Consider the following 26587-nt stretch of genomic DNA (forward strand, 5'->3'; position numbering starts at 1 on the left):
TCGGGAAGGGCCCCTGCCACAGTCTCCGTGAAGGTGCGGCGGTGGTGGCGCACGGTTACGGCCGGCAAGGTGATCGTGACCTCGTGCGTGATGGTCACGGTCATTGTCGCCGTGGTCGTGAGGGTGGGGGCGCCCGCGAGGCGAGGCTTGCGGAAACGGCTTGGCAGCCGGCGATGAACGCTGCGCCGAGCGGCGGAATCGCACGTCTCAGCATCGACTCCCTCCTGGCTGCGGCCATAGCCGGAGCTCAAGCTGGGCGTGTCCGTATTCACACGATTCACGTAGTGGTGGCCTTCACATCGGCAACGGTCCGTACCGGTAGCAGGAGCGGGGTGAGCTGAGGTGCGCGTAGGTGCGCCAGCGCCGGAGCGGGGGTCCCCACGCGGAGTACCGCTTCTTCGCGTGGGAGGCGCGCTTGAGCCAGTACAGAAATCCGCACGCGCTCGCAGAGGGATCCCAAGTCCTGTGCCGGGTGATGTGCGACAAGCACGCGCCAGCGGATGTGTGACGCCCGGGTCGTGGATCGGTCGTTGGGGGCGAGATTCGTGGGCAGGTCTCCGGCTTCGTTGTGGATGCGCCGCCATCACCTCGGCCGGTGAGTCACCGACGCGAGACGACCCGTTGCCCTGCTACCTTGTCGAAAACCACTTCAACTACACTATAAATACGGCACCATAGCGACCATGAAGAGGCACGCATGACCCTCCAACTGCCTGCACCCGTAGTACGCCGTCTCGCTCGATCTCCGCTGTCCCTCGTCGTGTGCCAGGTCCGGATCGAGGAGAACCTCCGTCTGGCCGAGCCTCGTCTCGCGCTCCGCCTGCGGGAGGGCTTTAGCGAGGCGTACCCAAAGATAACTCGCTTGTCAGGTCCGCGAACTCAGCTGATACAACAGGCCAGCGGTATTCAGGTCGAGCAGCTCGAAGTGGACCGTCGCCGCGGTCACCGGCTGAGTTCTGAGGCAAATGACTGGCACATCACCTTGGAACCTGATGCCTTCGCACTGGAGACGACGGGGTACACAACGTGGACGGAGTTCCTCCCGAGGTTCCAGGAACTGGTCACTTTTGTCAGTCAAGAAGCTGAGCCAGAACTGGAAGCGCGCGTCGGGCTCCGATACGTGAACATCGTCAGGGGTACTCGGCTCGCTGGCCGGAAGTTCGAACGTCCCGCAGAGTTTTCAGAGTTCGTGGCTCCGTGGCTGTGTGGTCCCCTGACTGTGCCGGAGCTCGCCCAGGCGAGCCAGGATGTCGATGGCCGGAGCGTTCTTGACCTTGGGAGTGGCTGCATATTAAATGCGCGCTATGGGACCGTACGCGCCCCGGACGAAGAGCTTTGCTTCCTTCTAGACTTTGACGCTTATCGTGAGGCGGGCATGCCTTTTGCCGTTGAGAACGTGTCGAACCTCCTCGAGGAATTGAACCGAACGGTAACCTCACTATTCGAGGCCTCCTTTAGCGAGATAGGCCTAGCAGCACTAATAGAGGGAGGAGAAAGAGTTGACGATTCTGTTTGAACCAACGAGTGTCCACGACCTCTCCGAGTTCGAGCACGCGTCCAGTTGGGACGAATATCCGTCTAGGACCCCCACAAGCAGTAGCGTCGCCATCGCCACACTCAGCGGATGGAAGGTCAGCGAAACTCCCCTTGTAAGTGACCTCCTGTCACATCTCGAACGCACGTCAGGGCGCAGCCGCGCTGTCCTTCTCGCGGAGCTCTCTACGCGGAACTTTGTCGATGCGTTCACCGACGTTGCTCGTCGAACGACTGCCACGGCGCTTGCATCACTAGTTCAAGAAATGGGCAAGAGGGCAACAGAGTATCCTCGAGTCGAGTCCGAGCTTGACTCGCCCAAGCATGCTGGCGCGAATGCTTGGGAGGCGTTGGCCAAGTTCTTTAACTTGGCAAACGCTGATGTGTCGCGGCTTGTGGGCGTCTCAGAACAGACCTACTACAACTGGCTACGGAACCCGGATGCGGTTCCCAGACCAGTAACCCTTCGGCGGCTTCTACGGCTGAGGGCAGCCCTGACTTCGCTCACCACCCAACTGGGCCCGGAGGCCGCGCTTCACTGGTTCACGACTGGCACCCCATCAAGGCTGTCTCGGATGGCTGATGGCCAGAACTCGTTCGAGACCGTCATGTCAGAGGCGACGAGTGAACTTAGAGCGGCCGCCATACAACGTCTACGTTCAGGCACAATCGGGCGTGCTCCGGAGTACGGTGGTGAGGATTTGCTGGGCGCAAAGCACATCGAGGACTAGGAGACAGCCATCGCGGGGGCGGCAGGGGGGCGAGGGCGACCGAAAGCGCCGACTCCGTGGAACGCAGACCTGCCGGCTGACCTTCCAACGCTCGAGGCGAATGGGGCTGCTCTGGTCGCGCAAATCGTTGACCACAGTCAGAGACGAGAGGCTCCTCGGCGAGATTGGGCAAGCCGCTGGCATGTGGGGCTCTTCCCATATGAGTGTGGGGTCATAGGTTGAGGCCCCCTCCGATGAGGAGCATTCGCAGGCGGTAGTTCTCGCGGTTGCGGAAGCCGCGGGCGACGCGTCGGTGGAGCTCGATGAGACCGTTGATGGCTTCGGTGCCGCCGTTGTTCGCGCCTTCGGTGGTGAAGTAGGCGAGGAACGCCTCACGCCACTGCGCCAAGGTGCGGCCGAGGCGGGCGATCTCCGGGATCGGGCAGGAGGTGAAGCTGGCGAGGATCTTCTCCGCGACGACGCGGCCCCGGGCGTGGCTGGCCTGGTGGTAGGCGGAGCGGACCTGCTGGGCGCACTGGTAGGCGACCCACACCTCGTCGTGGCGTTCGTCCGCGGCGATCGCTGCGGACAGGCGGGCCTGTTGGCGTTCGGTGAGGTGCTCGGCGCCGGCGTGCAGGATGTTCCGGATCCGATAGAGCGGGTCGTTCTTGCGGCCGCGGTGGCCGTGGATCTCCTGCTGGACCCGACGCCGGACCTCGTCGACGGCATGGCCGGCGAGCTTGACCACGTGGAAGGCGTCGAGCACGGCGACGGCGTCCTGCAGCTGGTCGTCGATCGCGTTCTTGTAGCCACGGAACGGGTCGAGGGTCGCCACTTCGACACAGCTACGGAACTCCTCGCCGCGTTGCTTGAGCCAGCCGGCGTAGGCCGGGCCGGAGCGGCCGACGACGAGGTCGAGCAGCCGTGCCTTCACGACGGTCTTGCCGGGCTCCTTCGGGTCGGGCTGGCGGGTCAGGTCGACCATTCCGGTCAGCGCCTTCGGTCCCCGCTTGATCGGGTTGACGTGGTGCCACACGTGCTCGTCGACCCCGAGGGTGGTGACTCCGGCGAAGCGGGACTCGTCCGCGGCGGCGGCCTGCAGCAGCGGCCGGATCGAGGTCCACACCGTGTCCCAGGTCGTGCCGAGCTGCCGGGCGAGCCCATGGATCGAGGCGTGCTCCCGCCGGATCTGCTCGATCGCCCACCGGCACGCCCGCACCGTGAGCAGCGCCCGCGGCCGCGCGATCCGCTCGTCCTGCTCGACGAACGAGACCCGCGGGCAGGACGACTCGGGACAGACCCAGCGTCGCTTGCGCCACACGACCGTCACGGGCCGCCCGGCCCACGGGGCGTCCACCAGCCGCACCTCGAGGCGTCCGTGACCGTGGGCCACCACCCCACAGGATGGGCAGCCCATCAAGGCCGGCTCGGACTCCACGGTGATGGTCAACCCGCCGCGGTCGTCGCGGGCCACGGCAGTCACGCGCAAGCCGTCCAGGCCGACAAGAAGGTCACAACGGTCGCAGTAGCCGCCCAGCGCAGAGCAGCACGACGTAGGCTCGGGCACGTCGAGGTCCTAGAGATCAGGAGAGGTAAGAGTCCTCTGATCCTCCGGGACCTCGACCCATCCCCGGCTCAGGCCGCCGCCTCGCGTGTCGCGCTCACCCCACACTCATATGGGAAGAGCCGCATGTGGACCTCCTTCGAGGGACCCACGTGCCCGAGGCCGAGTACCGAGGCGGCTTCCGCGGCGACTCACGACGACCGATGCTCCGCGCCTACGAGGTGGGCGTCCGTACGGGGGTGGGTTACTTGGCGGGGGTGCCCGCCCGGAACGTGAGTCGGGAGATAACGAGTTTCATAGAAGAGCTAAAGCGCAAGCTTGCTGGCGCTGATTCTCGGTTTCCGCTCGGTGCGGAGTTGGGCGATTCCGACGAATTCGTCGTTCTGGAACTGGCGGCGTGGGCGCATGGGGAATGGGTGCGCATTCACCCGTTCGCAAACGGCAACGGTCGGACCGCGCGATTGTGGGGAGTCTTCGTATGCGCCAGGTACGGCCTCGAGGCCTTTCTCTCGGCGCGGCCCCGACCGCAACACACAGACTTCCCAGCGGCAGCCGCGGCGTCAATGGCTGGTGACCATTTTCCCATGGCTTTGGTGTTTGTCGATCTGCTGAATGCCGTTCGGTCAGAGCCGAGTTGAGAAGTTCCATCACGAGCACCTCAAAGACCGCCTTCTCGCTCGGGCCCGTCTGATCGCCAGGGAGTTTGCCCCAGGGCGGCGCGAGTTGACCGTTCTCCATTCATGCATTGGCGGTCGCTGTGCATGAGGATGAGGGATGTTGCTCCGATTCGTGTGTGGGCCGCGAAGAGGCTGGCGCCCGTAGGCGCTTTGCGTACGGGATCCCGCGTTGGCTGATCCGCTGCTGCAGGCCGCAAAGCGTGCGCGCGGAAGCCCCCGGGTTTTCGAGGCACCGTTCCCAGGCATCGTCGATGCGAGCTCGGATCTCGCTGCGGAGGTTCGCGTAAGGCGAGGGGTGCTGCACGTCGAGGTGTGGCGCTCGGTCAGCGCCGGTGGCGCCTTGAAGACGCGGAAGTCTCGACGGACGCTCGCAGTCTCGGGATACGTCGTCGCTGTGCTCAGACGGCATCGTCAGAACCAAGCCGTGTGGTGTGAGCGAGCGGGGGCGCGGTGGGAGGACCACGACCTTACGTTTCCGTCGAGATTCGGAATCGAGCAGGACGCACACAACGTACGGCGAATGTTCCGGGACGCGCTCAAGTTTGGTGCCGGGACTGACGTCACGCGCTGGAGGCCGTACGAACTGCGCACTCGTTCGTGTCGATCCTCTCCGAGCGCAGGCTTGTTACTGAGAAGATCTTGCGCCTCATGGGCCACGCCGGGGACGGTGGTCACCGACACGGTCTATCGGCACGAGCTGCGGCCCGTGCCAGCGTGATGGACGCCGTCTTTCCGGTTCTCAACACGAGCGCGAGGACGGCTATGACGACGCAACGTAGTCAGGCATTTTGTCAGGATAGTCACTCATCCTGTGCAGAGCTTCACGCCGGCGTTGTGCGTTTGCCGGAGGTGAGATGTGGTGGAGCCAAGGGGACTCGAACCCCTAACCCCCTGCTTGCAAAGCAGGTGCGCTACCAATTGCGCCATGGCCCCTCGGTGGTGCTGGGTGCTGCGACCCCGAGCGGATCGGCTCAGGAAGCAGCCGGTGCGTCATCGCCGGCGGCTGCTGCGTCGGCCGGGACGCTGGTCTGCGTCGCTGCCGGGGCGGCGGGTGCCACCGGGGCCTGCACGTCGTCGGTCGCTGCCGTCCAGAGGTCCTGCTCGGCCTGCTGCTGCTTGGCCTTGTTCCGCAGGAAGATCGCTCCGCCGACTGCTGCGCCGATGATGACGAGTCGCTTGAGCATGGATTCCTCCTGGTGCAGTGACGGTAGGTGATGGTGGGCCTAGGAGGACTTGAACCTCCGACCTCTTCCTTATCAGGGAAGCGCTCTAACCGTCTGAGCTATAGGCCCATCGTCACCGTCGCGCGCCCGCCCGGACCAGCAGAATCCGACGACCGGACGCGAGGGGAAACGTTACCTGATGCCCCGACCCTCGCACAAAACGGCCCCCGCTGGTGGGCGTTCGGACCCAGCCGCCGCCAGATGTGGTGGGGCCGACAACCCCCAGACGGACGTATGCCGGGTGGCGGGCCACCCGGCATACGTGATCGCCCCGACAGGGCTGTGAGAGCTGGCTGCTCAGTCGTCGGTGAGCGTGAGCTGCACGCCTCCGACGAGGGCGGAGCAGATGTTGTAGAGGAAGGCCATGACCGTCGCGATGGCCGTCATGAGGATGACGTCGATGACGCCGATGACGATAGAAAGCGACACGACCCGGCCGAAGCCGACGTAGTCCTTGATCGAGAACGGGTCGGACGTCGTCGTCTGGAGCGACTGGAGCACGCCCTCGATGTCGCTGAAGACGTTCATCGTCGACAGGATCATCCACAGGACCGCCGTGAGGATGACGCCGGCGATGCCGAGCGCGACCGACAGCAGGAAGCTCATCTTCATCACCGACCACGGGTCCATACGGGCGACGGCCAGACGGACCCGGCGCGGGCCCTTGGCCTTGCGCGCGGCGGGCCGGGCAGCCGCTGCTGCGGGGGCGACCTTCTTCGTCGGGGCCGTCTGCGTCGTCACGGCACCACGGGTGAGCGGCGTGCCGCCGGTGTCGGCTCCCGAGGTGTTCGGCGCCGAGGCGCCCGAGCCCACGGCCGCCTGCGAGCCCGAGTCGAAGCTCGCGCCGTTGCTGCCGTAGTAGGTCGTCGAGCTGCCCGCCGAGCCGCCGGACCTGTTGGATCCGCTGCTCGACGAGGTGCTCACGGCCTGCGTGGAGGCGGAGCTGCTCGACGAGCCGCTGCTCGTGATGGGGCCCGTCGGGTCAGATCCCCACTGGGTCTTCCCGAGTGACCCGCCCTCGCTGGTCGTGCTCATTCGTCACCTCCGCTGTCGCCCTCGGACGAAGCGTCGTTGGTCCCGGTCCCGTCCGACGGTACGCCATCGGGGCCGGGAACCGTAGCGGGCGCCCCGTCCGCGGACGCGTCCGACACGCCGGTCGTGTCCTCATCGACGCCATGAGCACCACCAGCCGGTATGCCGTCAGCCGCCTCCTCGAGCTCGGCCTCCGTGGCCGACTCCGCGTTGCGGGCGACCGCGACGATCGAGTCGCCCTTGTCGGGGGTCGCGAACTTCACGCCCTGCGTCGAGCGGCCGGTGTGGCGCACCTCGTCGACGCGCGAGCGCACGATCTTGCCCTTCTCCATGACGACCATGACCTCGTCGGTCTCGCTCACGGTCAGGGCGCCGACCAGGTCGCCGCCCTTGTCGGAGAGCTTGGCCACCTGGATGCCGAGACCGCCGCGGCCCTGGAGGCGGTACTCCGAGACCGGGGTGCGCTTGGCGAGGCCGTTCTCGAAGACGACGAAGACGTCGGGGCTCTCGCCCTCCTCGACGACGGCCATCGCGAGGAGGTGGTCGCCGGGTCGGAACTTCATGCCCGTGACGCCCGAGGTCGAGCGGCCCATCGGGCGCAGCGCCTCGTCGGTCGCCGTGAAGCGCACCGACTGGCCCTTGCGCGAGACGAGCAGCAGGTCGTCGCGGTTGGAGGCGAGGCCGACCCCGACGAGCTCGTCGCCGTCGCGCAGGTTGATCGCGATGAGGCCACCCGAGCGGGGCGAGTCGTAGTCGGTCAGGCGGGTCTTCTTGACGAGCCCGGCGCGGGTGGCGAGCACGAGGTAGTCGCCCGCCTCGTAGTCGCGCAGCGCGAGCACCTGGGCGATCTGCTCACCCGGCTGGAAGGCGAGCAGGTTGGCCACGTGCTGGCCCTTGCTGTCGCGCGAGCCCTCCGGCAGCTCGTAGGCCTTGGCGCGGTAGACCCGGCCGAGGTTGGTGAAGAAGAGCAGCCAGTGGTGGGTCGTCGTCGTGAAGAAGTGCTCGACGACGTCCTCGCCGCGCAGCGACGCGCCGCGCACGCCCTTGCCGCCGCGCTTCTGCGAGCGGTACTGGTCGACCCGGGTGCGCTTCGCGTAGCCGCCACGGGTGATCGTGACGACGACGTCCTCCTCGGGGATGAGGTCCTCCATCGACATGTCGCCGTCGAAGGGCACGATCTCGGTGCGTCGCTCGTCGCCGTACTTGTCGACGATCGCCTGCAGCTCCTCCGAGACGATGTCGCGCTGGCGCTGCGGCGAGGCGAGGATCGCGCGGTACTCGTCGATCATCTCCTGCAGGGCGTCGTGGTCCTGCTGGATCTTCTCGCGCTCGAGGGCGGCGAGGCGGCGCAGCTGCATGTTGAGGATGGCCGCGGCCTGGACCTCGTCGATCGAGAGCAGCTCGATGAGGCCGTCGCGGGCGATCTCGACCGTGCGCGAGGCGCGGATGAGGGCGATGACCTCGTCGAGCATGTCGAGGGCCTTGAGGTAGCCCCGCAGGAGGTGGATGTCGGCCTCGGCCTTGTTGAGCCGGAAGGTCGTGCGCCGGACGATGACCTCGATCTGGTGGTCGACCCAGTGCCGGATGAAACCGTCGAGCGGCAGGGTACGCGGCACCTCGTCAACGAGCGCGAGCATGTTGGCGCCGAACGTCGTCTGCAGCTGCGTGTGCTTGTAGAGGTTGTTGAGCACGACCTTCGCGACGGCGTCACGCTTCAGCGTGATGACGAGGCGCTGGCCGGTGCGGCCCGACGTCTCGTCGTTGATGTCGGCGATGCCCGAGACCTTGCCGTCCTTGACGAGGTCGGCGATCTTCATCGCGAGCATGTCGGGGTTGACCTGGTAGGGCAGCTCGGTGACGACGAGGGCCTGGCGGTTGCCGACCTCCTCGACGTTGACGACGGCGCGCATGATGATCGATCCGCGTCCGGTGCGGTAGGCGTCCTCGATGCCGCGGTGGCCCATGATGAGCGCCCCGGTCGGGAAGTCCGGGCCCTTGATGATCGTCAGGAGGTGCTCGAGCAGCTCCTCGCGGCCGATCTCGGGGTGCTTGAGGTAGTACTCGGCACCGGCTGCGACCTCGCGCAGGTTGTGCGGCGGGATCTGCGTCGCCATGCCGACGGCGATGCCCGCCGAGCCGTTGACGAGCAGGTTGGGGAAGCGGCTCGGCAGCACGGCCGGCTGGAGCGTCTTGCCGTCGTAGTTCGGCACGAAGTCGACGGTGTTCTGCTCGATGTCCCGCACCATCTCCATGGCGATCGGGGCCATCCGGCACTCGGTGTAGCGGGGGGCGGCCGCGCCGTCGTTGCCGCGCGAGCCGAAGTTGCCCTGGCCGTCGACGAGCGGGTAGCGCAGCGACCAGTCCTGCACGAGACGCACGAGGGCGTCGTAGATCGCCGAGTCGCCGTGCGGGTGATAGTGACCCATGACGTCGCCGACGACACGCGCGCACTTGTTGTAGCCGCGGTCGGGCCGGTAGCCGCCGTCGTACATCGCGTAGACGATGCGCCGGTGCACCGGCTTGAGGCCGTCGCGCACGTCGGGCAGCGCGCGGCTGACGATGACCGACATCGCGTACTCGATGTAGCTGCGCTGCATCTCGTTGTTGAGGTCGACGGCCTCGACACGGTCGGTCTCGTCGTCGTCGCGCTCGATCGGGGCGGTGCCCTGGTCGACGGACTCGTCGACGTCATCGAGCTCGGTCGTCTCGTCGGGCGTCTCGTTGACGTCGTCTCCATCGATGGGAGGCAGGTCGTCGCTCACGTCAGTCCCTTAGTCTCTCAGTCAGATTCAGTGCAGTGCAGTGCCACGCAGGAGGTATGCCGTCTCCGTCGAGTGCTCACTTCCTGACCGTCCCAGCGGGGCTGGCGGGCCCTGCAAAGGGTCAGGAAGTGAGCACTCGACGGGTCAGATGTCGAGGAAGCGCACGTCGCGGGCGTTCTTCTGGATGAAGCTGCGCCGGGACTCGACGTCCTCGCCCATGAGGACGGCGAAGACCTCGTCGGACTTCGCGGCGTCCTCGAGGGTGACCTGGAGGAGGGTGCGCGTCTTGACGTCCATCGTCGTCTCACCGAGCTCGGCGTAGTTCATCTCGCCGAGGCCCTTGTAGCGCTGGACCGGGTTGTCCTTGGGCAGGCGCCAGCCCTTGCCCTCGCCGATCTGCTGGAGCCCGTCACGCTCGCGGTCGCTGTAGGCGAACTGGTGCGGCGCGTTGCTCCAGCGCAGGCGGTAGAGCGGCGGCTGGGCGAGGTAGACGTAGCCGGCCTCGATGAGCGGACGCATGAAGCGGAAGAGCAGCGTCAGCAGGAGGGTGCGGATGTGCATGCCGTCGACGTCGGCATCGGCCATGAGCACGATCTTGTGATAGCGCGCCTTGTCGATGTCGAAGTCCTCGCCGATGCCGGTGCCGAAGGCGGAGATGAGCGCCTGGACCTCGTTGTTGGCGAGGATCTTGTCGATGCGCGCCTTCTCGACGTTGAGGATCTTGCCGCGGATGGGGAGGATCGCCTGGGTGTGCGGGTTGCGGGCCTGGGTGGCCGAGCCGCCGGCGCTGTCGCCCTCGACGATGAAGACCTCGGAGATGCGGGGGTCCTTGCTCTGGCAGTCCTTGAGCTTGCCCGGAAGGCCGCCCGACTCGAGCAGGCCCTTGCGGCGCGTGGCCTCGCGGGCCTTGCGGGCGGCCATGCGCGCGGCGGCCGCCTGGACCGACTTGCGCACGATGTCCTTGCCCTCGTTGGGGTGCGCGCCGAGCCAGTGGCCGAACTCGTCGGTCATGGCGCGCTGGACGAAGCCCTTGACCTCGGAGTTGCCGAGCTTGGTCTTGGTCTGGCCCTCGAACTGCGGCTCGGCGAGCTTGACCGAGATGACCGCGGTGAGGCCCTCGCGCACGTCGTCGCCGGTGAGGTTCTCGTCCTTGTCCTTGAGGAGGTTCTGGCGGCGGGCGAAGTCATTGATGAGCTTGGTCATCGCCGCGCGGAAGCCCTCCTCGTGCGTGCCGCCCTCGTGGGTGTTGATCGCGTTGGCGTAGGTGTGGACCGACTCGCTGTAGGCGTTGGTCCACTGCATCGCGAGCTCGAGGCTGAGGGAGCGCTCGGTGTCCTCGACCTCGATCGAGATGACCTCGGGGTGCACGGGCTCGCTGCGCTTGCTGCTGTTGAGGTGGTTGACGTAGTCGACGAGGCCGTTGTCGTAGCGGTAGCTGACCTTCTTGGCCGTCACCCTCTTCTTCTCACCGGAGGTCGCGGCGGCAGCGACCGACTCGTCGGCCTCGTCGTCCTGCTCGACCTCGGTGATCTCGTTGTCGATGTCGTCGAGGTCGACGTCGTCATCGCCCACCTCGGGCCGCTCGACGCGCTCGTCGACGAGGTTGATCGTCAGGCCCTTGTTGAGGAAGGCCATCTGCTGCATGCGGGCCCGGATCGTCTCGAAGTCGTAGTCGACCGTCTCGAAGATCTCGTCGTTGGCCCAGAAGGTGATCGTCGTGCCGGTCTCCTCGGTCGCCTCCATCTGCTCGAGGGGACCGTCGGGCACGCCGTGGGTGAAGCTCATGCGGAAGACGTGGCCCTTCTGGCGCACGGCTGCCTTGAGGCGCGTCGAGAGGGCGTTGACGACAGAGCTGCCGACGCCGTGCAGGCCACCGGAGACCTTGTAGCCGCCGCCGCCGAACTTGCCGCCGGCGTGCAGCTGCGTGAGGACGAGCTCGACGGCACTGATCTTCTCGATCGGGTGGATGTCGGTGGGGATGCCGCGGCCGTTGTCGCGCACCCGGACGCCGCCGTCGGCGAGGAGGGTGACATCGATCGTGTCGGCATAGCCGGCGAGCGACTCGTCGACGGCGTTGTCGACGATCTCGTAGACGAGGTGGTGCAGACCGCGGGGGCCGGTCGACCCGATGTACATGCCTGGACGCTTGCGCACGGCCTCGAGACCCTCGAGCACGGTGATCGCGCTCGCGTCGTAGTCGACACCGTTGGGGCGCACGTCGGGCGCCGTGGCGTCGACAGGTGGGAGACTCGGGGGCAGGCTGTGGTCGGGCATCTGGTCGGGCGTCTGATCGGCCTCGGACACGTTTCTCCTCGGTTGTGCACGGCAGGCCCGGGCGCGTCGGCCCGGGCATGCGGTCGCCCGCAGTGGCGACACATGGACGGCTCGAGCGAGATGACGACACGCTCGAGCCGAGTCCCTGTCATTCTAACGGTCTGCGCACCCCTGACGTGCCTCCTGACGCACAGGAGAGCCACTTTCCGGCCCCGAAACCCTCGGATCCGAGGGGAGGATCACGAATGGGGGCGTCGGCGCCCCTCCGGCGCTTCCTCGGATCCGCCCCGTCCCCGGTGCTCCGGGGCCTCCGAGCGAGGTGGAAGCCGGACCCGGAGGCGATGGCGGCGGGTCTCAGTCGGTGCGCAGCGTGCGCTCGAAGAGGGAGTGGATCGCCTCGGGCAGGTGCGGCTCCTGGAGCGTGACGTCGCACCCGGCCTCGTCGCAGACGACGGAGTAGATGTAGGCGTCGGGATGGGTGCGCTCGGTCGAGGCGGCGATGCGCTGCAGCGTCGGGGCCGAGAGCAGGTGCTGCCAGTCCTTCGCGTCGCGCTCAGGGAGCTCGTGCAGGGCCAGCCGGCGCTCACGGACGAGGCCCGCGAAGCCCCCGGTGCGCCGGAGCACGACGTGGGCGTCGACGCTCGGCCCCTCGTTCGTGGGTTCCTCACCCCGGGGTCGGCCCTTGCCGGGTGCCTCGCCACCCGGCGCCTCACCGCTGGATGCCCCGCTGCCGTCGCCGGCCTGTCCGGAGCCACCGGCGCCCGGCGCGGGCGGTGTGGTGCTGGGCTCCAGCACACCGACCTGCTCCCAGGCCGACCGGACCGCGACCTGCTGCGACGAGCCCTCGCCGTGGGCACGGCCGGCGGCCGCCGCCGTGAGACCGGCAAAGGTGGCGAAGTCGCAGTCGGCCCTGATGCCGTCACCCGACAGGACGGCATACCAGATGGCGCCGGGCGCCTCCCACGCGTTGCCGCCGATCGCGAGCGCGGCGAGCACGAAGGCGCGGTTGGGGATGCCGGAGTTGATGTGGACGCCGCCGTTGTCGTCGCGGGTCTCGACGTAGTCGTCCATGTGGGCGGGCTGGGGGTCGGTGCCGAGGCGCGGGTCGTCGTAGGCGGTGCCGGGGTTGCGCATGTCGCGAAGGGCGCGACCCGCCACCGATGGGTTGAGCAGCTCGGCGCCGACGAGCCAGTCGGCCTGCTCGGCGCTCTGCCCGAGGCTGTGCTGCTTGACGAGCACGCCGAAGACGTCGGAGATCGACTCGTTGAGCGCCCCCGACTGCCCCTGGTAGAGCAGACCGGCCGTGTGCTCGGTGACGCCGTGCGCGAGCTCGTGCCCGATGACGTCGAGACTCTTCGTGAAGCGCTCGAAGATGACGCCGTCACCGTCACCGAAGACCATCTGCGAGCCGTCCCAGAAGGCGTTGTCGTAGTTGCGGCCGTAGTGGACGGTGGCGAGCAGCGGCATGCCCTTGCCGTCGAGGGAGTCGCGGTCGTAGGCCTGCGACCACAGCTGCCACGTGGCGCCGAGACCGTCGTAGGCCTCGGTGACCGCGATGTCGCCCGTCGGCGGCCGGCCCTCGGTGCGCACGGTCGTGCCCGGGAGCTGCTGGGAGCCCTTGGCGTCGGAGATCGTGCGGTGCGGACCCGTGCCGTGGGCACCGGGAGCCCCGTCTCCGACGTCGTCGCGGCGGGGTGCCCGGGTGCGGGTCGGCCGCGCCGTGGGCGTGCGGCGCGAGGCCCGCAGCTCGGCGTCGTGCTCGAGCGACTCCTGGGCCCGCCGTGCGACCAGGGGCTCGTCGCTCTGGGCCAGCGCCTCGAGCATGTAGGGCGGGATGATGGCGGGCCAGCGCGGTGCGGTCGATCGGGTCATGGACGACAGTCTGCGACGGAACACCGACACCCGCGCGATCGAAAGAGCAATCCGTCCCCTGGGTGCGGCCCCCTCACGGAGCCTGGAAGGGCGACGGATTGCTCTTTCGATCGGGGTTTGGGCGATCGGGAGGGCGACGGATTGCTCTGTCGATCGGGGGTCAGCCGTAGGTGTCGCGGGGGCCGCGCGAGTCGGGGGAGCGGCGGGTGCCGCGGTTCCACGACGGCGCCGAGGGGCCGACGACGCGCAGCTCGGTGACCGCGCCGGCGCCGATCTCCTCCTCGACGCGGGCGAGCAGCGACGAGGCGAGCAGCCGGATCTGCGTGGCCCACGCGGTCGAGTCGGCCCGCACGGTGAGCACGCCGTCGGTGAAGCTCACCGGCTCGACGTGCGCGGCGATGTCGGCCCCGACGATCTCGGGCCAGCGCCCCATGACCGAGCCGACGGCGACGTCGATCTTCCACCCGCGGTCGACGAGCAGCCGGTCGAGCTGGTCGCCGAGCAACGCGGGGTCGCGGCCGTCGCGCGCGCTGCCCGAGAGCGTGGCGCCGTCACCCTGGATGCGCCGGCGGCGCTTGGGCTTCATGCCCGGGCGCAGGCCCTTCTCGGCAGCGGCTGCCCGCGCGCGGGCGAGCGCGGAGGCCGCGGCGTCGGCGATGCGGGTGTCGGCATCGGTCGGCTCCGGCAGCGGGTCCGCACGTGAGTCCGGCGTTGCTGCCGGGGGTGAGTCCGGCGTGGGCGGGTCGTCACTCATCGGACCCGGCCTCGTCGAACGCGTCGTCCGGGGCAAGGACGTGGCCGAGCTCGACGACGACGGTGCTGCCCTGCTCACGCAGGACCTCGGGCACGTCGGCGCCGACGGCGGCCGTGATGAGCACCTGCTCGCAGTCGCTGACGAGGGCGGCGAGCCGCTCGCGGCGCCCGGAGTCGAGCTCGGCGAAGACGTCGTCGAGCACGAGCACAGGGTCGTCGCCGAGGTCGCGCCGCAGGAGGCGGTATGCCGCCAGCTTGAGTCCCAGCGCGAAGCTCCACGACTCGCCGTGGCTGGCGTAGCCCTTCGCGGGCAGGTCGCCGAGCGAGAGCACGACGTCGTCACGGTGCGGTCCGACGAGCGAGATGCCGCGCTCGATCTCGTTGGACCGCACGGCGTCGAGCGTCTCGAGCATCGCGGTGCGCAGCTCGTCGATCTCGGGGACCTCGCCAGCCGCGATGCGCGCGGCGAGGTCCTCGTGGAGCGAGCTGCGGTAGGTCGCCCGTGCGTTGGACGGCGCGGCGCTGACGGCGTCGTAGCAGTCGGCGAGGTCGGGCACGAGGTCGCGCAGGAGCCGCAGCCGGGCATAGAGCAGGCTGGAGCCGACGGTCGAGAGGTGGTCGTTCCACACGTCGAGCGTGTGCAGCGCCGACTCGCGCGCCTCGTCGATCGGTGCCTCCCCGTCACGCGGCGGGCGGGGCTGGCGGCGGGATCCCTTGCGCAGCACGGGGGCTGCGGACTTCAGCAGTGCATTGCGCTGCTTGAGGATCTTGTCGTAGTCGGAGCGCACCCCGGACCAGCGCGGCTGGCGCTGCACGAGCAGCTCGTCGAGGAAGCGGCGTCGCTCGGACGGGTCGCCCTTGACGAGGGAGAGATCCTCGGGAGCGAAGAGCACCGTCCGCAGGGTGCCGAGCACGTCGCGCGGCCGTGACACGGGGGACCGCCCGAGGCGCGCCCGGTTGGCGCGGCCGGGCGTGATCTCGAGCTCGACCATCGTCTCGTGGTCGTCGCGCACGACGGCGCCGCGCACGATCGCCTGACTGGCACCGAAGCGCACGAGCGGCTGGTCGGTCGCCACCCGGTGCGACCCGAGGGTGGCGAGGTAGCCGATCGCCTCGACGAGGTTGGTCTTGCCCTGCCCGTTGAGCCCGACGAACGTCGTGACCCCCGGGCTCAACGCGAGCTCCGCGCTCGGATAGCTCCGGAAGTCCTTGAGGGTCAGGTGGCGGACGTGCAAGAAGGACCGGCGATCCTGGTCAGGACTTCGACGTCTTCTTCGCGGCGCGCTTCTGCCCGCGGGCCGAGTCGGCGGTGTCGGTCGCCTTCGTCGAGGTGGCCGTGCCCGAGGCGACGGCCGTCTTCGCGGCGCCGACGTTGGCTCGGGAGGCAGCAGCCTGGGCCCCGGCGCTCGCCTTCTTGGCAGCGCCGCGCTTGGCGGCCTGCTTCGTCGGCGACTCCTTGCGCGCGGAGCGCTTCGCGGTGGTCGGCACGTCGCCGGCGCGCAGCTTGTCGCCCTCGGCGATCGTCATGACCTGGTGACCGCCGAACTGGCCCCGCAGTGCTGCGACCGCCTGCATCGTCGGCGAGCTCTGCTGGCGCGAGGCGAAGCGGGCGAAGAGCGAGGCCGAGATGACCGGCATCGGCACCGAGAGGGCGATGGCCTCCTCGACGGTCCACCGGCCCTCGCCGGAGTCGTTCGTGTAGTCGGAGACGTCATCGAGGTGGGGGTTCTCCTCGAGGGCGTCGACCATGAGGTCGAGCAGCCAGGACCGCACGACCGTGCCGCGGCTCCACGCCTTGAAGGCACCGGGCACGTCGGTGACGATGTCCTTCTTCTCGAGCAGCTCGAAGCCCTCGGCGTAGGCCGCCATGAGGCCGTACTCGATGCCGTTGTGCACCATCTTCGTGTAGTGCCCGGCGCCGACCTTGCCGGCGTGGACGAAGCCCTCGTCGCGCGGGCCCTCGGGCCGCAGCGCGTCGAAGATCGGCATGGCGCGGGTGACCCACTTCTTGTCGCCACCGCACATGAGGCCGTAGCCGTTCTCGAGGCCCCAGATGCCGCCGCTGACGCCGCAGTCGACGTAGCCGATCTTCTTCGCGCCGAGGAGCTTGGCGTTCTCGAAGTCGTCGGTGAAGCGGGAGTTGCCGCCGTCGATGACGAGGTCACCGGGCTCGAGCAGGTCGGCGAGCTTGGCGACGGTCTCGCGGGTCGGGTCGCCGGCCGGCACCATGACCCACACGACACGCGGGGCCTCGAGCGCCTTGACGAGCGCAGGCAGGGTCTTGACGTCGGCGACGGCGGGGTTGCGGTCGAAGCCGACCACCTCGTGCCCTGCGCGGCGCAAGCGCTCGCGCATGTTGCCGCCCATCTTGCCGAGACCGATGAGACCGAGCTGCATGTCGCGTGCCTTTCTGCGGAAGGAGCGGGGCTGGGCTGTTCGAGGCTACGCCAGCCGGACGGCATACCGCCGTGGTGACGCGAGGGGTGGGTCAGCTCGCGAAGCGGACCGGCATGAGCACGTAGCGGTAGGTCGCGTCGGCGTCGCCGTCGGCCTCGGCCTGGCCGCTGAGGACGGCGGGCCGGCTCGGCTGGGTGAAGGACAGGCGGCTCCACGGGGTGCCGACCGCGTGCAGTCCGTCGAGGAGGAACTGGGGGTTGAAGGCGATCTGGATCTCAGGACCGGTGAGGGTGGCCTCGACGGCCTCGGACGCCTGGGCGTCGTCGCCCGTGCCGGCCTCGATGGCGACCTGGCCGTCGGTGAACTTCAGCAGGACCGGGGTGTTGCGCTCGGCGACGAGCGCGACGCGCTTGACCGCCTCCTCGAGTGCTGCGGTCTCGATGACCGCCTCGGTGTCGACGGAGGTCGGGAAGATCGAGGTGACCTTGGGGTACTCCCCGTCGAGCAGGCGCGTCGTCGCGCGGCGCTGACCCGCCTCGAAGCCGATGAGGCCGTCGCTGCCGGAGCCGAGCGAGAGCTCGATGGAGCCCGAGGCCCCGAGGGCTCGAGCGGTGTCGGAGAGCTGGCGGGCCGGGATGAGCGCGACGTGGCTGGCGTCGGACGCGGCCGGCGACCACGTCAGCTCACGCATGGCGAGGCGGTAGCGGTCGGTGGCGAGCAGGGTGACCTTGTCGCCCTCGATCTCCATGCGGACGCCGGTGAGGATCGGGAGGGTGTCGCCCTTGTCGGCGGCCACCGACACCTGGGCCACGGCCTGGGTGAAGACGTCGCCGGCGATGGTGCCGCTCACGTCGGGCGAGGTCGGCAGCGTCGGGTAGTCGGCGACGGGCATCTCGCGCAGAGCGAAGCGGGAGGAGCCGCAGGCGACGTTGACCTTGGTGCCGTCGGTGCTGACGTCGATCGGCTTGTTGGGCAGGTTCCGCGAGATGTCGGCGAGGAGCCTGCCGAGGACGAGCACCTGGCCCGACTCGGCGACGTCGGCCGGCACGGTGATGCGGGCGGAGACCTCGTAGTCGAACGCCGACAGGGTCAGCGTGCCCTCCTCGCTCGCCTCGAGGAGCACACCCGCGAGCACCGGCACCGGCGGGCGGGCCGGCAGGCCCCGCGCCACCCAGGTCACGGCCTCGGCCAGGACGTCTCGCTCAACGCGGAACTTCACGGTGCACTCACTTCGACGAGGAACGACAGATCGGGGGACAGACACTAGTACCTGCCGCCATGGTGCACCACCGAGTCCACACAAGCGCGACGGGCTCGCTTGTCAGGGGTGGTCGGCTCGTCCCCTCGTTGTCGGGGCGAAACCCTTTCTCGGGAGGTTCGTCATGGTCGTAGGTGCTGTGGACACTGTGGACAACCGGCGTCGCGGCAGGTCAGGGCGCGAGTCGGCGTGTGGTTCGGCTGTGGGTGACAGACCGGGGAACGTCGGGCCGGGTGTGGACGAGCCCGGCGTCCCCACATGGTTCACACAGGCGATGGGGGAGTTGTCCGCAGGATGCGGGCTGTGATCCACAGTTGTCCACACGGTGCTGTGGACAACTGTGGATGGGGTGGCGTTCGGTGGGGTCGGAAGCGGGTCTCCTGTGGAGAAGTGACACCTCGGACGTCCACATGGTTATCCACAACCAGTGGAAAAGCAGCGACATGTCGGGTTGGGCCCGCACAGGTCTCGAGAAGGTCACGCTGTGCACACAGCTGTGGACGGATCTGTGGACGACTGTGGACGTATGCCGGGTGGCCGAGCGGGTGGGGCGTCACGCTTCGGCGGTCCGGCCGGCGGCGGGGCGGATGAAGCACCGCCGCGAGACCGCCAACAGGCACTCGAAAAGGGCCTCACCGTCCGGAAGCGGGCCCAGCTGGGCGAACACCTCGCTCGTCACGGCACCGAGCAGCAGGGTCCAGGCGGCGATCCCCTGGGTCAGCGTGACGGCGTCGAGCTGCGTCGCGGAGAAGAGGGGGGAGCCGAGCAGCTCACCGACCCCCGCGTCGGCGCGGCTCGCCACCAGACCCAGGCGGTCCGGGTCGACGAGACGGCCCGCGCGGCGCACGTCCTCGAGGAGGCCGACGAGCAGTGCGATGACGGCCGTCCCCGCCTCTTGGGTGCGCTCGGCCGGGGCCTCGTAGTCCGGGACCGGTGAGCCGTAGATGAGCGCGAAGTCGTGCGGACGCTCGAGTGCCCAGTGGCGAACGGCCCGCCCCAGGGCGTCCCATCGGGCGTCGAGCTCGCCGACCGGGACGGCCTCGTGGGCCGCCCGGGCGGCCGTCGCCAGGGACCAGTAGGAGTCGATGATGAGTCGCGTGAGCAGCTCGTCGCGGCTGTCGACGTAGCGGTAGATGCCCGACGAGACCATGCCGAGGTCCCGAGCGACGGCCCGCAGGCTCAGGGCTGCCGCGCCGTCGGTCGCCAGGTGCTGCCGCGCCACGCGAAGGATGTCGGCCTCGACCGCGAGCCGCTTGGTGGCGCGCTTGCCGAGCGGGCGCTGGGCGTCGTCGGTCATGGCTGTCTGGGTGCCCGCCTGGGTGCTCGGCTCGGTGCCCGCCTCCTGCTCCATCCCGCCAGAGTGCCACAGTCGAGGAAGAAATGTGAGCACCGCTCTTGATTTTTGTGGCCAGAGCGGTCATCCTCGAAGTGTGAGCGATGCTCACACTTCACCTTTCAAGGAGCAGACCATGTCGCACCACCTCGTCCTCGGCGCCGGAGGCGTCGGCCGCTCGACCACCACCGCGCTCGTCGCGCTCGGGCACACCGTCACCCTCGCCTCGCGCTCCGGACGCGTCGCCGAGCGGCCGTGGGAGTCGACCCGCGCCGACGCAGCCGACGCAGCCGACGCCGTCGAGGTCGTCAGCGTCGACGCCGGTGACAGGGACGCCGTGACCGCCCTGGCGCGCGGCGCCGCGAGCATCGTCAACGCCGTCAACCCGCCCAGCTACATGACGTGGGACACCGACTGGCCGCCCGTCGCGGCCGCAACGCTCGCAGCAGCCGAGGCCACGGGCGCAGGGCTCGTCATCATCGGCAACCTCTACGGCTACGGCCGGGTGAGCGCCCCGATGCACGAGGACGACCCGATGCGACCGGCCGGACACAAGGGCGCACTGCGGGCCGACATGTGGCACGAGGCGCTTGCCCGCCACGAGGCAGGGCACCTGCGCGCCACCGAGCTGCGCTCGAGTGACTACTTCGGCCCGGGCACGACGCCGCGCACGAGCTACCTCAATGACATCGTCATCGACGCACTCCTCGCCGGCCGGCCGCCCCTCGTGCCCGTCGGGCGAGCCGACGCACCGCACTCCTGGACCTACGTCCCCGACGTCGGCCGGCTCGCCGCCCGGGTCGCGACCGGCGACGACGGCTGGGGCCGGGCCTGGCACGTGCCCACGGCGCCGGCCCGCACCTTCGAGCAGGCTGCTGCCGACGTCGCCCGCCTCGCCGGCGTCAAGCCCCGGCGGGTCCGCGTGCTGCCGAGGTCGCTCGGCACCGCGGCCGGCCTCGTCGTCCCCTTCATGCGCGAGGTCCGCGAGACCCGGCACCAGTTCGAGCAGCCCTTCGTGCTCGACTCGGACCTCACCCAGCGCACCTTCGGGCTCGCGCCGACCCCGTGGGACGAGGCCCTGACGGTGACCATCGCCGCCCGGCGCGACGCCAAGCCCACCCGAGCGGCGGCCGCCTGACGCGGACCCGGCCCCACGGCATACGCCATCGGGTCGGGCCCACGGGGCCGAGGAGCGTCAGTGGGACTGCTGGCGGATCCGGTTGGTCAGCTCGGTGACCTGGTTGTAGATGGCGCGGCGCTCGCCCATGAGCTCGCGGATCTTGCGGTCGGCGTGCATGACCGTCGTGTGGTCACGGCCGCCGAAGTGCTGGCCGATCTTCGGCAGCGACAGGTCGGTCATCTCACGGCAGAGGTACATCGCGATCTGGCGGGCCGTGACGAGCTGGCGCGAGCGGGAGGACCCGCAGAGGTCCTCGAGCGTGACGGCGTAGTAGGCGGCGGTCACCGCCATGATCGTCGCCGCGGTGACCTGGTTGGGGGTCTCGTTGGGCAGGACGTCCTTGAGCACGATCTCGGCGAGCGGCAGGTCGATCGGCTGACGGTTGAGGTTGCTGAAGGCCGTGACGCGGATGAGGGCGCCCTCGAGCTCGCGGATGTTGGTGCTGAAGTTCGTCGCGATGTACTCGAGCACCGGGTCGGGCACCGTCATCCGGTCCTGGATGGCCTTCTTGCGAAGGATCGCGATGCGGGTCTCGAGGTCGGGGGGCTGCACGTCGGTGAGCAGTCCCGACTCGAAGCGCGTGCGCATGCGGTCCTCGAAGCCCGAGAGCTCACGAGGCGGCAGGTCGCTCGTGATGACGATCTGCTTGTTGGCGTTGTGCAGCGTGTTGAAGGTGTGGAAGAACTCCTCCTGGGTCTGCAGCTTGCCCTGGAGGAACTGGATGTCGTCGATGAGCAGCACGTCGACGCTGCGGTAGCGCGACTGGAACGCGCTCGCCTTGTCGTCGCGGATGCTGTTGATGAAGTCGTTGGTGAACTCCTCGGAGTTCACGTAGCGCACCCGGACGTTGGGGAACATCGTGCGTGCGTAGTGGCCGATCGCGTGGAGCAGGTGCGTCTTGCCGAGCCCCGACTCGCCGTAGACGAAGAGCGGGTTGTAGGCCCGGGCCGGCGCCTCGGCGACCGCGACGGCGGCGGCGTGGGCGAACCGGTTGCTCGCGCCGATGACGAAGGTGTCGAAGGTGTACTTCGGGTTGAGGCGGGTGTCGCTCGACGACGTGGTCGGCTCCGGCCGGATCTGGCGCAGCGGGCCGCTCTCGCCACCGGACATCGGCGTCTCGTGATCGCGCTGCCCCGCGGAGAAGGGCGACGGGCGACCGGCGTGCGCGCCGAAGTGGTCGACGGCCCGCATCGGCTGCAGCGGCTGGGTGCGCGGGTCGTCGAGGTCGGCGCCGTCGAGGTCGGGCGCGCTCTCCTCGAGGTCGCGCAGCGGGTTGTATGCCGGTAGGCCCGTCGGGTGCGCGCCGTTGCGGTCGCCGACGGGGCCGGCAGAACGAGAGGCTGCCCCCGTGGGCTCGTCGGTGAGCAGGCCCATGTCGGGCTGGAGGCTCTCGTCGACCGACACGGCGAGCTGGACGGGGTGGCCGAGCTGGTGGCTGAGGGCCTGGTGGATCTGCTCGCGGATGCGGGTCTCGAGGAAGTCCTTGGTGTAGGTGTCGGGTGCCCGCACGACCGCGGTCTGGTCGAGCACACCGACGAGTCGGCAGAGCCGGGTGAAGGCCCGCTCCTGGGCCGAGAGGCCGACGGCATCGAGGTCCAGCAACGTCCGGCGCCACACCTCTGCATAGTCGACGCTTGCGTCGCTCACGTACTCCACCTGCCCCTGAACCGTCTGCGTGCCCCCTGCCCGGCGCACTCCGTCACACGGAGCTCCCGGGTTCTGTCCGGTGCACCCTGCCTTGTTGTCCACACGTTTGTCCACAGCCTGTGCAAGGAGGGGCCGCATTCGTGAGAGTCGAAAACCTAACAACTCCCGCAGGTACCCACAACCGAATCGTCCACAGATCTCGTGGGTCTCGGCGTGTCGGCTTGCGTCGGCCGTCCTGTCCCACCATAGGGGTTGCCGCCGGGCGGGTTTGACCGCTCTTCCACGGCTCCCGTATCGTTGATCGAGCGTGTCTGCGACCGCTTTCGCATGCCCATGGCACCGAGCTCGCGTGCTCCCCGGACGAAGTCCGGCGGACGCCGCCTGCCGGAGCTCCACGGGCCTGCCGATTGCGGTCGCCGAAGACCAGCAGAAGCCCACCATCGGGTGCGGTGCCGATTCTCCTCGGTGCGCACTCGCAAGCAAACGGAGATCCTCGTGAGCAAGCGCACCTTCCAGCCGAACAACCGCCGTCGCGCCAAGACGCACGGCTTCCGCCTGCGGATGCGCACGCGCGCCGGCCGTGCCATCCTCGCCGGCCGCCGCCGCAAGGGCCGCGCCGAGCTCTCGGCCTGACGCCTCCAGGGCCGCGGCATGCTGCCCGCCCGTCATCGTCTGCGTGAGAGCGCGGACTTCACGGCGGCAGTGCGCGGACCCGGCGCCACCAGAGCAGGCGGGCGACTCATCGTCGTGCATGCCAACCGGACCGATGCGCGTGCGGAGCTTCCGCCGCGCGTCGGTTTTGTTGTGTCCAAAGCCGTCGGCAACGCGGTGGTGCGCAACCGGACCAAGCGCCGGCTCCGCGCGAGCATGGCGACCCGGCTGCACGGCATACCGGCGGGGACGGACGTCGTTGTGCGGGCCAACGCCGCAGCGGCAGGCGCGACCTACGACGACCTCGACGTCGCCCTCGAGCGGCAGCTCGCCAAGGCGTGCCGGCGATGAGCGCCAGGGTGAACCGCTGGCTCGCTGCGCCACTCGTGCTGATCGTGCGGCTCTACCAGCGCTTCATCTCCCCGATGCGGCCGCCGACGTGCCGCTTCTACCCCAGCTGCTCCGCGTATGCCGTCACCGCCCTCGAGCGATTCGGCCCCGTCAAGGGTGGCTGGCTCGCGGCGCGCCGGCTCGGACGCTGCCACCCGTGGACGCCCGGCGGGGTCGACCCCGTCCCGCTGACCTGGGAGACGCGGGGCGACGTGCGACCGGAGGACTTCCGGCCCGCAGACCTTGGTTCGGATCCTGTCTCGGACCTTGTTTCTGACCCTGTCTCGAACCCTGGCGCGGGTGGGGAGGCCGACCGGCGCCACGAGCACGAGCACCACACGACCTGACCACCCGGCATATGGTGTGCCGACTGACAGTGCCCGCGCCCGCGAGCATCTGAGCACTGAGGACTGACGTTGATCGACTTCTTCAACACCCTGCTCTATCCGATCAAGTTCGGTGAAGCCTGGGTCATGTACGGCTGGCACTGGCTCTTCGACAAGATCGGCCTCAACGGCGACCTCGCCGGCTGGGCCTGGGCCCTGTCGATCGTCGGCCTCACGGTCGTCGTGCGAATCCTGCTCATCCCGCTCTTCGTGCGGCAGATCCACTCCTCGCGGCGGATGCAGCTCATCCAGCCCGAGATGCAGAAGATCCAGAAGAAGTACAAGGGCAAGCGCGACCCGGAGTCCCAGAAGGCGCAGCAGGCGGAGATCATGGATCTCTACCGGCGCACGGGGACCAACCCGTTCAGCAGCTGTCTGCCGATCCTCATCCAGAGCCCCTTCTTCTTCGCGCTCTTCCAGCTGCTCAACAACCTCAAGGCCATCGCCGAGGGCAAGTCTCCAGCGATCGGGCCGATCACGCAGGAGGTCGCCCAGCAGATCGAGAGCTCGACGATCTTCGGGGCCAAGCTCTCCGACAGCTTCGTGACGGCGAACGGCAACCTCAACGTCCAGATCCTCACGGTCGTGCTCATCATCCTCATGTCGGCGACGACGTTCACGACGCAGTACCAGCTGATGCGCAAGAACATGCCGCAGGCCGCGCTCGACAACCCGTTCGCGAAGCAGCAGAAGGTGCTGCTCTACCTGATGCCGATCTTCTTCGCGATCTCGGGCATCAACTTCCCGATCGGTGTGCTCATCTACTGGCTGACCACCAACCTGTGGACGATGGGCCAGCAGTTCTACGTCATCCGCAACATGCCGGCCCCCGGGTCCGAGGCGGAGCGGCGCCGGCGGGAGCGCCTCGAGCGCAAGGGCAAGGAGGTCGACGAGCTCGTCGTGCCGGGCCTCGTGCCGGATGACGCCGTGGTGCCCGACGACGCGCCGAAGTCCGGCCAGCGCCAGCAGCCCAAGGGCAAGAAGCGAGCCAAGACCTCGACGCCCAAGAGCCGTCGCTGACCTCCCCTGATCCACGATCCACCCGAACCGTGCCTGAGGGCCGCTGACCTGCGGTGACGACCCGCGTCGACCAGTCAGTGAGCCAGTGAACGAAGGAGCAGTACCCATGAGTGACACCACGTCCACCGAAGACCTCACCACCGACCTCGACGGCGCTCCGGCGGCGGAGTCCGAGAACAGCGAGAGCTCGGCCGAGAACGACATCACGGCCGCGGCAGGCCCGGCTGACGACGCTGATGCGGCCGAGGGCGCCGACACCGACAGCACCGGTGAGGCCGTCGACGCCGTGGGCACCGTGGACCCGGGGGGCGTCGAGTCCGAGGCGCCGGTAAAGCCGGAGAAGGGGTCGCGCGTTCGCCAGCTCGAGCGGGAGGGCGAGGTTGCTGCTGACTTCCTCGAGACCCTGCTCGACATCGCCGACCTCGACGGAGACCTCGATGTGGACGTCGACGGTGACCGCGCCGCGGTCGCCATCGTCGACTCCGAGGAGGGCCGGGTGCCCCGCCGCCTCGTCGGCCCGGACGGCAAGGTGCTCGAGGCGCTCCAGGAGCTGACGCGCCTCGCGGTGCAGGTGGAGACCGGAGAGCGCAGCCGCCTCATGCTCGACATCGCCGGTCATCGCGCCCAGCGGCGAGCCACCCTGGTCGAGCTGGCACGCGTCGCCATCGAGGACGTCAAGGCGACCGGCGAGAGGAAGTCGCTCGAGCCGATGAGCGCCTTCGAGCGCAAGGTCGTGCACGACGAGGTGGCCGCAGCTGGACTCGCCTCGGAGTCCGAGGGCATCGACCCCAAGCGCCACGTCGTCATCCTCCCGGCCTGACCATCGCGAGGGTTGGTGCGTTTCACGTGAAACATGGGGTGGAGTGCTCGGTGCTCCTCCCGGCGGGCACGCCCAGCTGTCCGACGCTGGTGAGGACGAGATCGTGACTCCGGGACCCAGCACCGTTCCCGACGACTCTTCGAGCGGAGCAGCTTCGAGCGCAGAACCTTCGAGCCCGGGAGCCGCGTCCGCGGACGTCGCTGTACCGCCCACACCTCCGGCGGCTGAGGCCGTCTTCGGGGACCGGCTCGGTCTTGCCGAGGAGTTCGTGCGGGTGCTCGCCGACACGGGGATCGGTCACGGTCTCATCGGGCCGCGTGAGGCACCCCGACTCTGGGACCGGCACGTGCTCAACTGCGCCATCGCCCATGTGGCGATCCCACGGCATGGCGAGGGCCAGGAGGTCATCGACGTCGGAAGCGGCGCGGGGCTGCCGGGGCTGGCACTCGCCATCGCGCGACCGGACCTGCACCTGCACCTCGTCGAACCGCTGGCGCGCCGCACCGGGTGGCTCTCCGGCACCGTGGCCGAGCTCGGCCTGGCGAACGTCACGGTGCACACCGCTCGTGCAGAGTCGCTCTGGGACCGCATCAGCGCACCCTGGGTCACGGCGCGAGCCGTGTCGACCATCGTGCAGCTCGCCGAGTGGACGCTGCCCTTGCTCCAGCCGCACGGCACGCTGCTGGCTCTCAAGGGATCGAGGGCGCGTGAGGAGCTCGCGCAGGGCCGCACGGCGCTCACGAGACTCGGAGCTGTGGACGCCTCGGTGCTCGAGCTGGGCACGGACCTGCTCGAGGAGCCGACGACGCTCCTCACCGTCACCATCGGTGACCAGCTCGACCGACGACGCTTTCGGTCGCGCCCGCCGAGCAGCGCCGGCTCGGCCCGCCGTCGTGGTGATCGTCGCGGTGGTGCGCGGCGTGGATCCACCCCGACTGGTGGAGATCGTCGTGGCCCCTCATGACCTTTGTCCCACCCATCCGGACTGACCATCGCGTGACCCTGGCCGACCCGGCTAGGGTCGGGTCACGTCCCCCTCTTGCGGAGGTGCCCTTCCCGTGACCCTGTCGACCAACCTCGGTTGGCCCTCGGAGCCCGAGCCGAC

22 protein-coding genes and 2 tRNA genes are annotated in these 26587 nt (G+C 69.0%); 10 read left to right on the forward strand and 14 right to left on the reverse strand.

Going from position 1 to position 26587, the window contains the following annotated elements:
• Nucleotides 1-697: 697 nt before the first annotated feature.
• Both FBY41_RS21900 and FBY41_RS21905 read left to right on the forward strand, forming a co-directional pair.
• On the forward strand, nt 698-1516 hold the full coding sequence (locus FBY41_RS21900; protein WP_141847213.1) for a TIGR04255 family protein: 819 nt from the start codon (nt 698-700) through the stop codon (nt 1514-1516).
• Nucleotides 1500-2264, forward strand: a complete 765-nt coding sequence (locus FBY41_RS21905; protein WP_141847215.1) for a hypothetical protein — start codon at nt 1500-1502, stop codon at nt 2262-2264. Before FBY41_RS21900 ends, FBY41_RS21905 begins: the two co-directional genes overlap by 17 nt.
• A gap of 211 nt (nt 2265-2475) precedes the next feature.
• On the opposite strand, the gene FBY41_RS21910 is transcribed toward FBY41_RS21905, so the two are convergent.
• Nucleotides 2476-3810: an ISL3 family transposase gene (locus FBY41_RS21910; protein ID WP_446496954.1), complete on the reverse strand. Its 1335-nt coding sequence runs from the start codon at nt 3808-3810 to the stop codon at nt 2476-2478.
• 200 nt (nt 3811-4010) lie between these two features.
• On the opposite strand from FBY41_RS21910, the gene FBY41_RS24310 reads away from it, so the two are divergent.
• On the forward strand, nt 4011-4445 hold the full coding sequence (locus FBY41_RS24310) for a Fic family protein (protein WP_141847458.1): 435 nt from the start codon (nt 4011-4013) through the stop codon (nt 4443-4445).
• Nucleotides 4446-5341: 896 nt separating this feature from the next.
• Here the strand turns inward: FBY41_RS24310 and FBY41_RS21920 are convergent.
• The 12 genes from FBY41_RS21920 to FBY41_RS21975 all read right to left on the reverse strand — a co-directional run bounded on the left by FBY41_RS21920 (nt 5342) and on the right by FBY41_RS21975 (nt 19406).
• A tRNA-Ala gene (locus tag FBY41_RS21920) sits at nt 5342-5417 on the reverse strand.
• 38 nt (nt 5418-5455) lie between these two features.
• The gene (locus tag FBY41_RS21925; protein WP_141847218.1) at nt 5456-5668 is read right to left on the reverse strand and encodes a DLW-39 family protein; all 213 of its coding nucleotides are present in this window, start codon (nt 5666-5668) and stop codon (nt 5456-5458) included.
• A 31-nt stretch (nt 5669-5699) separates the two neighbouring features.
• A tRNA-Ile gene (locus FBY41_RS21930) sits at nt 5700-5776 on the reverse strand.
• Nucleotides 5777-6004: 228 nt separating this feature from the next.
• On the reverse strand, nt 6005-6742 hold the full coding sequence (locus tag FBY41_RS23695) for a DUF3566 domain-containing protein (protein WP_260439971.1): 738 nt from the start codon (nt 6740-6742) through the stop codon (nt 6005-6007).
• Nucleotides 6739-9336: a DNA gyrase subunit A gene (gene gyrA / locus FBY41_RS21940; protein ID WP_375869900.1), complete on the reverse strand. Its 2598-nt coding sequence runs from the start codon at nt 9334-9336 to the stop codon at nt 6739-6741. Before gyrA ends, FBY41_RS23695 begins: the two co-directional genes overlap by 4 nt.
• Before the next feature lie 309 nt (nt 9337-9645).
• On the reverse strand, nt 9646-11775 hold the full coding sequence (gyrB, locus tag FBY41_RS21945; protein ID WP_141847460.1) for a DNA topoisomerase (ATP-hydrolyzing) subunit B: 2130 nt from the start codon (nt 11773-11775) through the stop codon (nt 9646-9648).
• A 354-nt stretch (nt 11776-12129) separates the two neighbouring features.
• Nucleotides 12130-13647, reverse strand: a complete 1518-nt coding sequence (locus tag FBY41_RS21950) for a protealysin inhibitor emfourin (RefSeq protein WP_141847222.1) — start codon at nt 13645-13647, stop codon at nt 12130-12132.
• Between the two features lie 160 nt (nt 13648-13807).
• Nucleotides 13808-14401, reverse strand: a complete 594-nt coding sequence (locus FBY41_RS21955) for a DUF721 domain-containing protein (RefSeq protein WP_141847224.1) — start codon at nt 14399-14401, stop codon at nt 13808-13810.
• Nucleotides 14394-15635: a DNA replication/repair protein RecF gene (gene recF / locus FBY41_RS21960; RefSeq protein ID WP_141847227.1), complete on the reverse strand. Its 1242-nt coding sequence runs from the start codon at nt 15633-15635 to the stop codon at nt 14394-14396. Before recF ends, FBY41_RS21955 begins: the two co-directional genes overlap by 8 nt.
• Before the next feature lie 19 nt (nt 15636-15654).
• Nucleotides 15655-16797, reverse strand: a complete 1143-nt coding sequence (gene gnd / locus FBY41_RS21965) for a phosphogluconate dehydrogenase (NAD(+)-dependent, decarboxylating) (RefSeq protein WP_141847229.1) — start codon at nt 16795-16797, stop codon at nt 15655-15657.
• A 91-nt stretch (nt 16798-16888) separates the two neighbouring features.
• The gene (gene dnaN, locus FBY41_RS21970) at nt 16889-18016 is read right to left on the reverse strand and encodes a DNA polymerase III subunit beta (protein ID WP_141847232.1); all 1128 of its coding nucleotides are present in this window, start codon (nt 18014-18016) and stop codon (nt 16889-16891) included.
• Nucleotides 18017-18608: 592 nt separating this feature from the next.
• The gene (locus tag FBY41_RS21975; protein ID WP_185749212.1) at nt 18609-19406 is read right to left on the reverse strand and encodes a TetR/AcrR family transcriptional regulator; all 798 of its coding nucleotides are present in this window, start codon (nt 19404-19406) and stop codon (nt 18609-18611) included.
• Between the two features lie 118 nt (nt 19407-19524).
• On the opposite strand from FBY41_RS21975, the gene FBY41_RS21980 reads away from it, so the two are divergent.
• Nucleotides 19525-20526 carry an NAD-dependent epimerase/dehydratase family protein gene (locus tag FBY41_RS21980; RefSeq protein ID WP_141847234.1) on the forward strand — a complete coding sequence of 334 codons (1002 nt, stop codon included), beginning with the start codon at nt 19525-19527 and terminating at the stop codon, nt 20524-20526.
• Between the two features lie 57 nt (nt 20527-20583).
• Here the strand turns inward: FBY41_RS21980 and dnaA are convergent, their stop codons facing one another.
• The gene (dnaA, locus tag FBY41_RS21985; RefSeq protein ID WP_221629399.1) at nt 20584-22215 is read right to left on the reverse strand and encodes a chromosomal replication initiator protein DnaA; all 1632 of its coding nucleotides are present in this window, start codon (nt 22213-22215) and stop codon (nt 20584-20586) included.
• Nucleotides 22216-22710: 495 nt separating this feature from the next.
• Between dnaA and rpmH the strand changes: the two genes are divergently transcribed.
• The 6 genes from rpmH to rsmG all read left to right on the forward strand — a co-directional run bounded on the left by rpmH (nt 22711) and on the right by rsmG (nt 26446).
• The gene (gene rpmH, locus FBY41_RS21990; protein ID WP_028051105.1) at nt 22711-22848 is read left to right on the forward strand and encodes a 50S ribosomal protein L34; all 138 of its coding nucleotides are present in this window, start codon (nt 22711-22713) and stop codon (nt 22846-22848) included.
• A gap of 18 nt (nt 22849-22866) precedes the next feature.
• Nucleotides 22867-23217: a ribonuclease P protein component gene (gene rnpA, locus FBY41_RS21995; protein ID WP_141847237.1), complete on the forward strand. Its 351-nt coding sequence runs from the start codon at nt 22867-22869 to the stop codon at nt 23215-23217.
• On the forward strand, nt 23214-23603 hold the full coding sequence (yidD, locus tag FBY41_RS22000; protein WP_141847239.1) for a membrane protein insertion efficiency factor YidD: 390 nt from the start codon (nt 23214-23216) through the stop codon (nt 23601-23603). Before rnpA ends, yidD begins: the two co-directional genes overlap by 4 nt.
• Before the next feature lie 69 nt (nt 23604-23672).
• Nucleotides 23673-24662: a membrane protein insertase YidC gene (yidC, locus tag FBY41_RS22005; RefSeq protein WP_141847241.1), complete on the forward strand. Its 990-nt coding sequence runs from the start codon at nt 23673-23675 to the stop codon at nt 24660-24662.
• A 106-nt stretch (nt 24663-24768) separates the two neighbouring features.
• A complete protein-coding gene (locus tag FBY41_RS22010; protein WP_141847243.1) occupies nt 24769-25482 on the forward strand; it encodes a Jag family protein in 714 nt (237 codons plus the stop codon).
• 103 nt (nt 25483-25585) lie between these two features.
• Nucleotides 25586-26446, forward strand: a complete 861-nt coding sequence (gene rsmG / locus FBY41_RS22015) for a 16S rRNA (guanine(527)-N(7))-methyltransferase RsmG (protein ID WP_141847245.1) — start codon at nt 25586-25588, stop codon at nt 26444-26446.
• Nucleotides 26447-26587: the final 141 nt, after the last annotated feature.

Source organism: Humibacillus xanthopallidus (assembly GCF_006716675.1).
Classification (GTDB): domain Bacteria; phylum Actinomycetota; class Actinomycetes; order Actinomycetales; family Dermatophilaceae; genus Humibacillus; species Humibacillus xanthopallidus_B.

Coding starts and splice junctions, on each gene's coding strand:
- FBY41_RS21900 (WP_141847213.1), top strand. CDS start 698: ATGACCCTCCAACTGCCTGCACCCGTAGTACGCCGTCTCGCTCGATCT.
- FBY41_RS24310 (WP_141847458.1), top strand. CDS start 4,011: ATGCTCCGCGCCTACGAGGTGGGCGTCCGTACGGGGGTGGGTTACTTG.
- FBY41_RS21925 (WP_141847218.1), bottom strand. CDS start 5,668: ATGCTCAAGCGACTCGTCATCATCGGCGCAGCAGTCGGCGGAGCGATC.
- FBY41_RS23695 (WP_260439971.1), bottom strand. CDS start 6,742: ATGAGCACGACCAGCGAGGGCGGGTCACTCGGGAAGACCCAGTGGGGA.
- gyrA (WP_375869900.1), bottom strand. CDS start 9,336: ATGCAGCGCAGCTACATCGAGTACGCGATGTCGGTCATCGTCAGCCGC.
- gyrB (WP_141847460.1), bottom strand. CDS start 11,775: ATGCCCGACCACAGCCTGCCCCCGAGTCTCCCACCTGTCGACGCCACG.
- FBY41_RS21950 (WP_141847222.1), bottom strand. CDS start 13,647: ATGACCCGATCGACCGCACCGCGCTGGCCCGCCATCATCCCGCCCTAC.
- FBY41_RS21955 (WP_141847224.1), bottom strand. CDS start 14,401: ATGAGTGACGACCCGCCCACGCCGGACTCACCCCCGGCAGCAACGCCG.
- gnd (WP_141847229.1), bottom strand. CDS start 16,797: ATGCAGCTCGGTCTCATCGGTCTCGGCAAGATGGGCGGCAACATGCGC.
- FBY41_RS21975 (WP_185749212.1), bottom strand. CDS start 19,406: ATGGAGCAGGAGGCGGGCACCGAGCCGAGCACCCAGGCGGGCACCCAG.
- FBY41_RS21980 (WP_141847234.1), top strand. CDS start 19,525: ATGTCGCACCACCTCGTCCTCGGCGCCGGAGGCGTCGGCCGCTCGACC.
- rnpA (WP_141847237.1), top strand. CDS start 22,867: ATGCTGCCCGCCCGTCATCGTCTGCGTGAGAGCGCGGACTTCACGGCG.
- yidD (WP_141847239.1), top strand. CDS start 23,214: ATGAGCGCCAGGGTGAACCGCTGGCTCGCTGCGCCACTCGTGCTGATC.
- FBY41_RS22010 (WP_141847243.1), top strand. CDS start 24,769: ATGAGTGACACCACGTCCACCGAAGACCTCACCACCGACCTCGACGGC.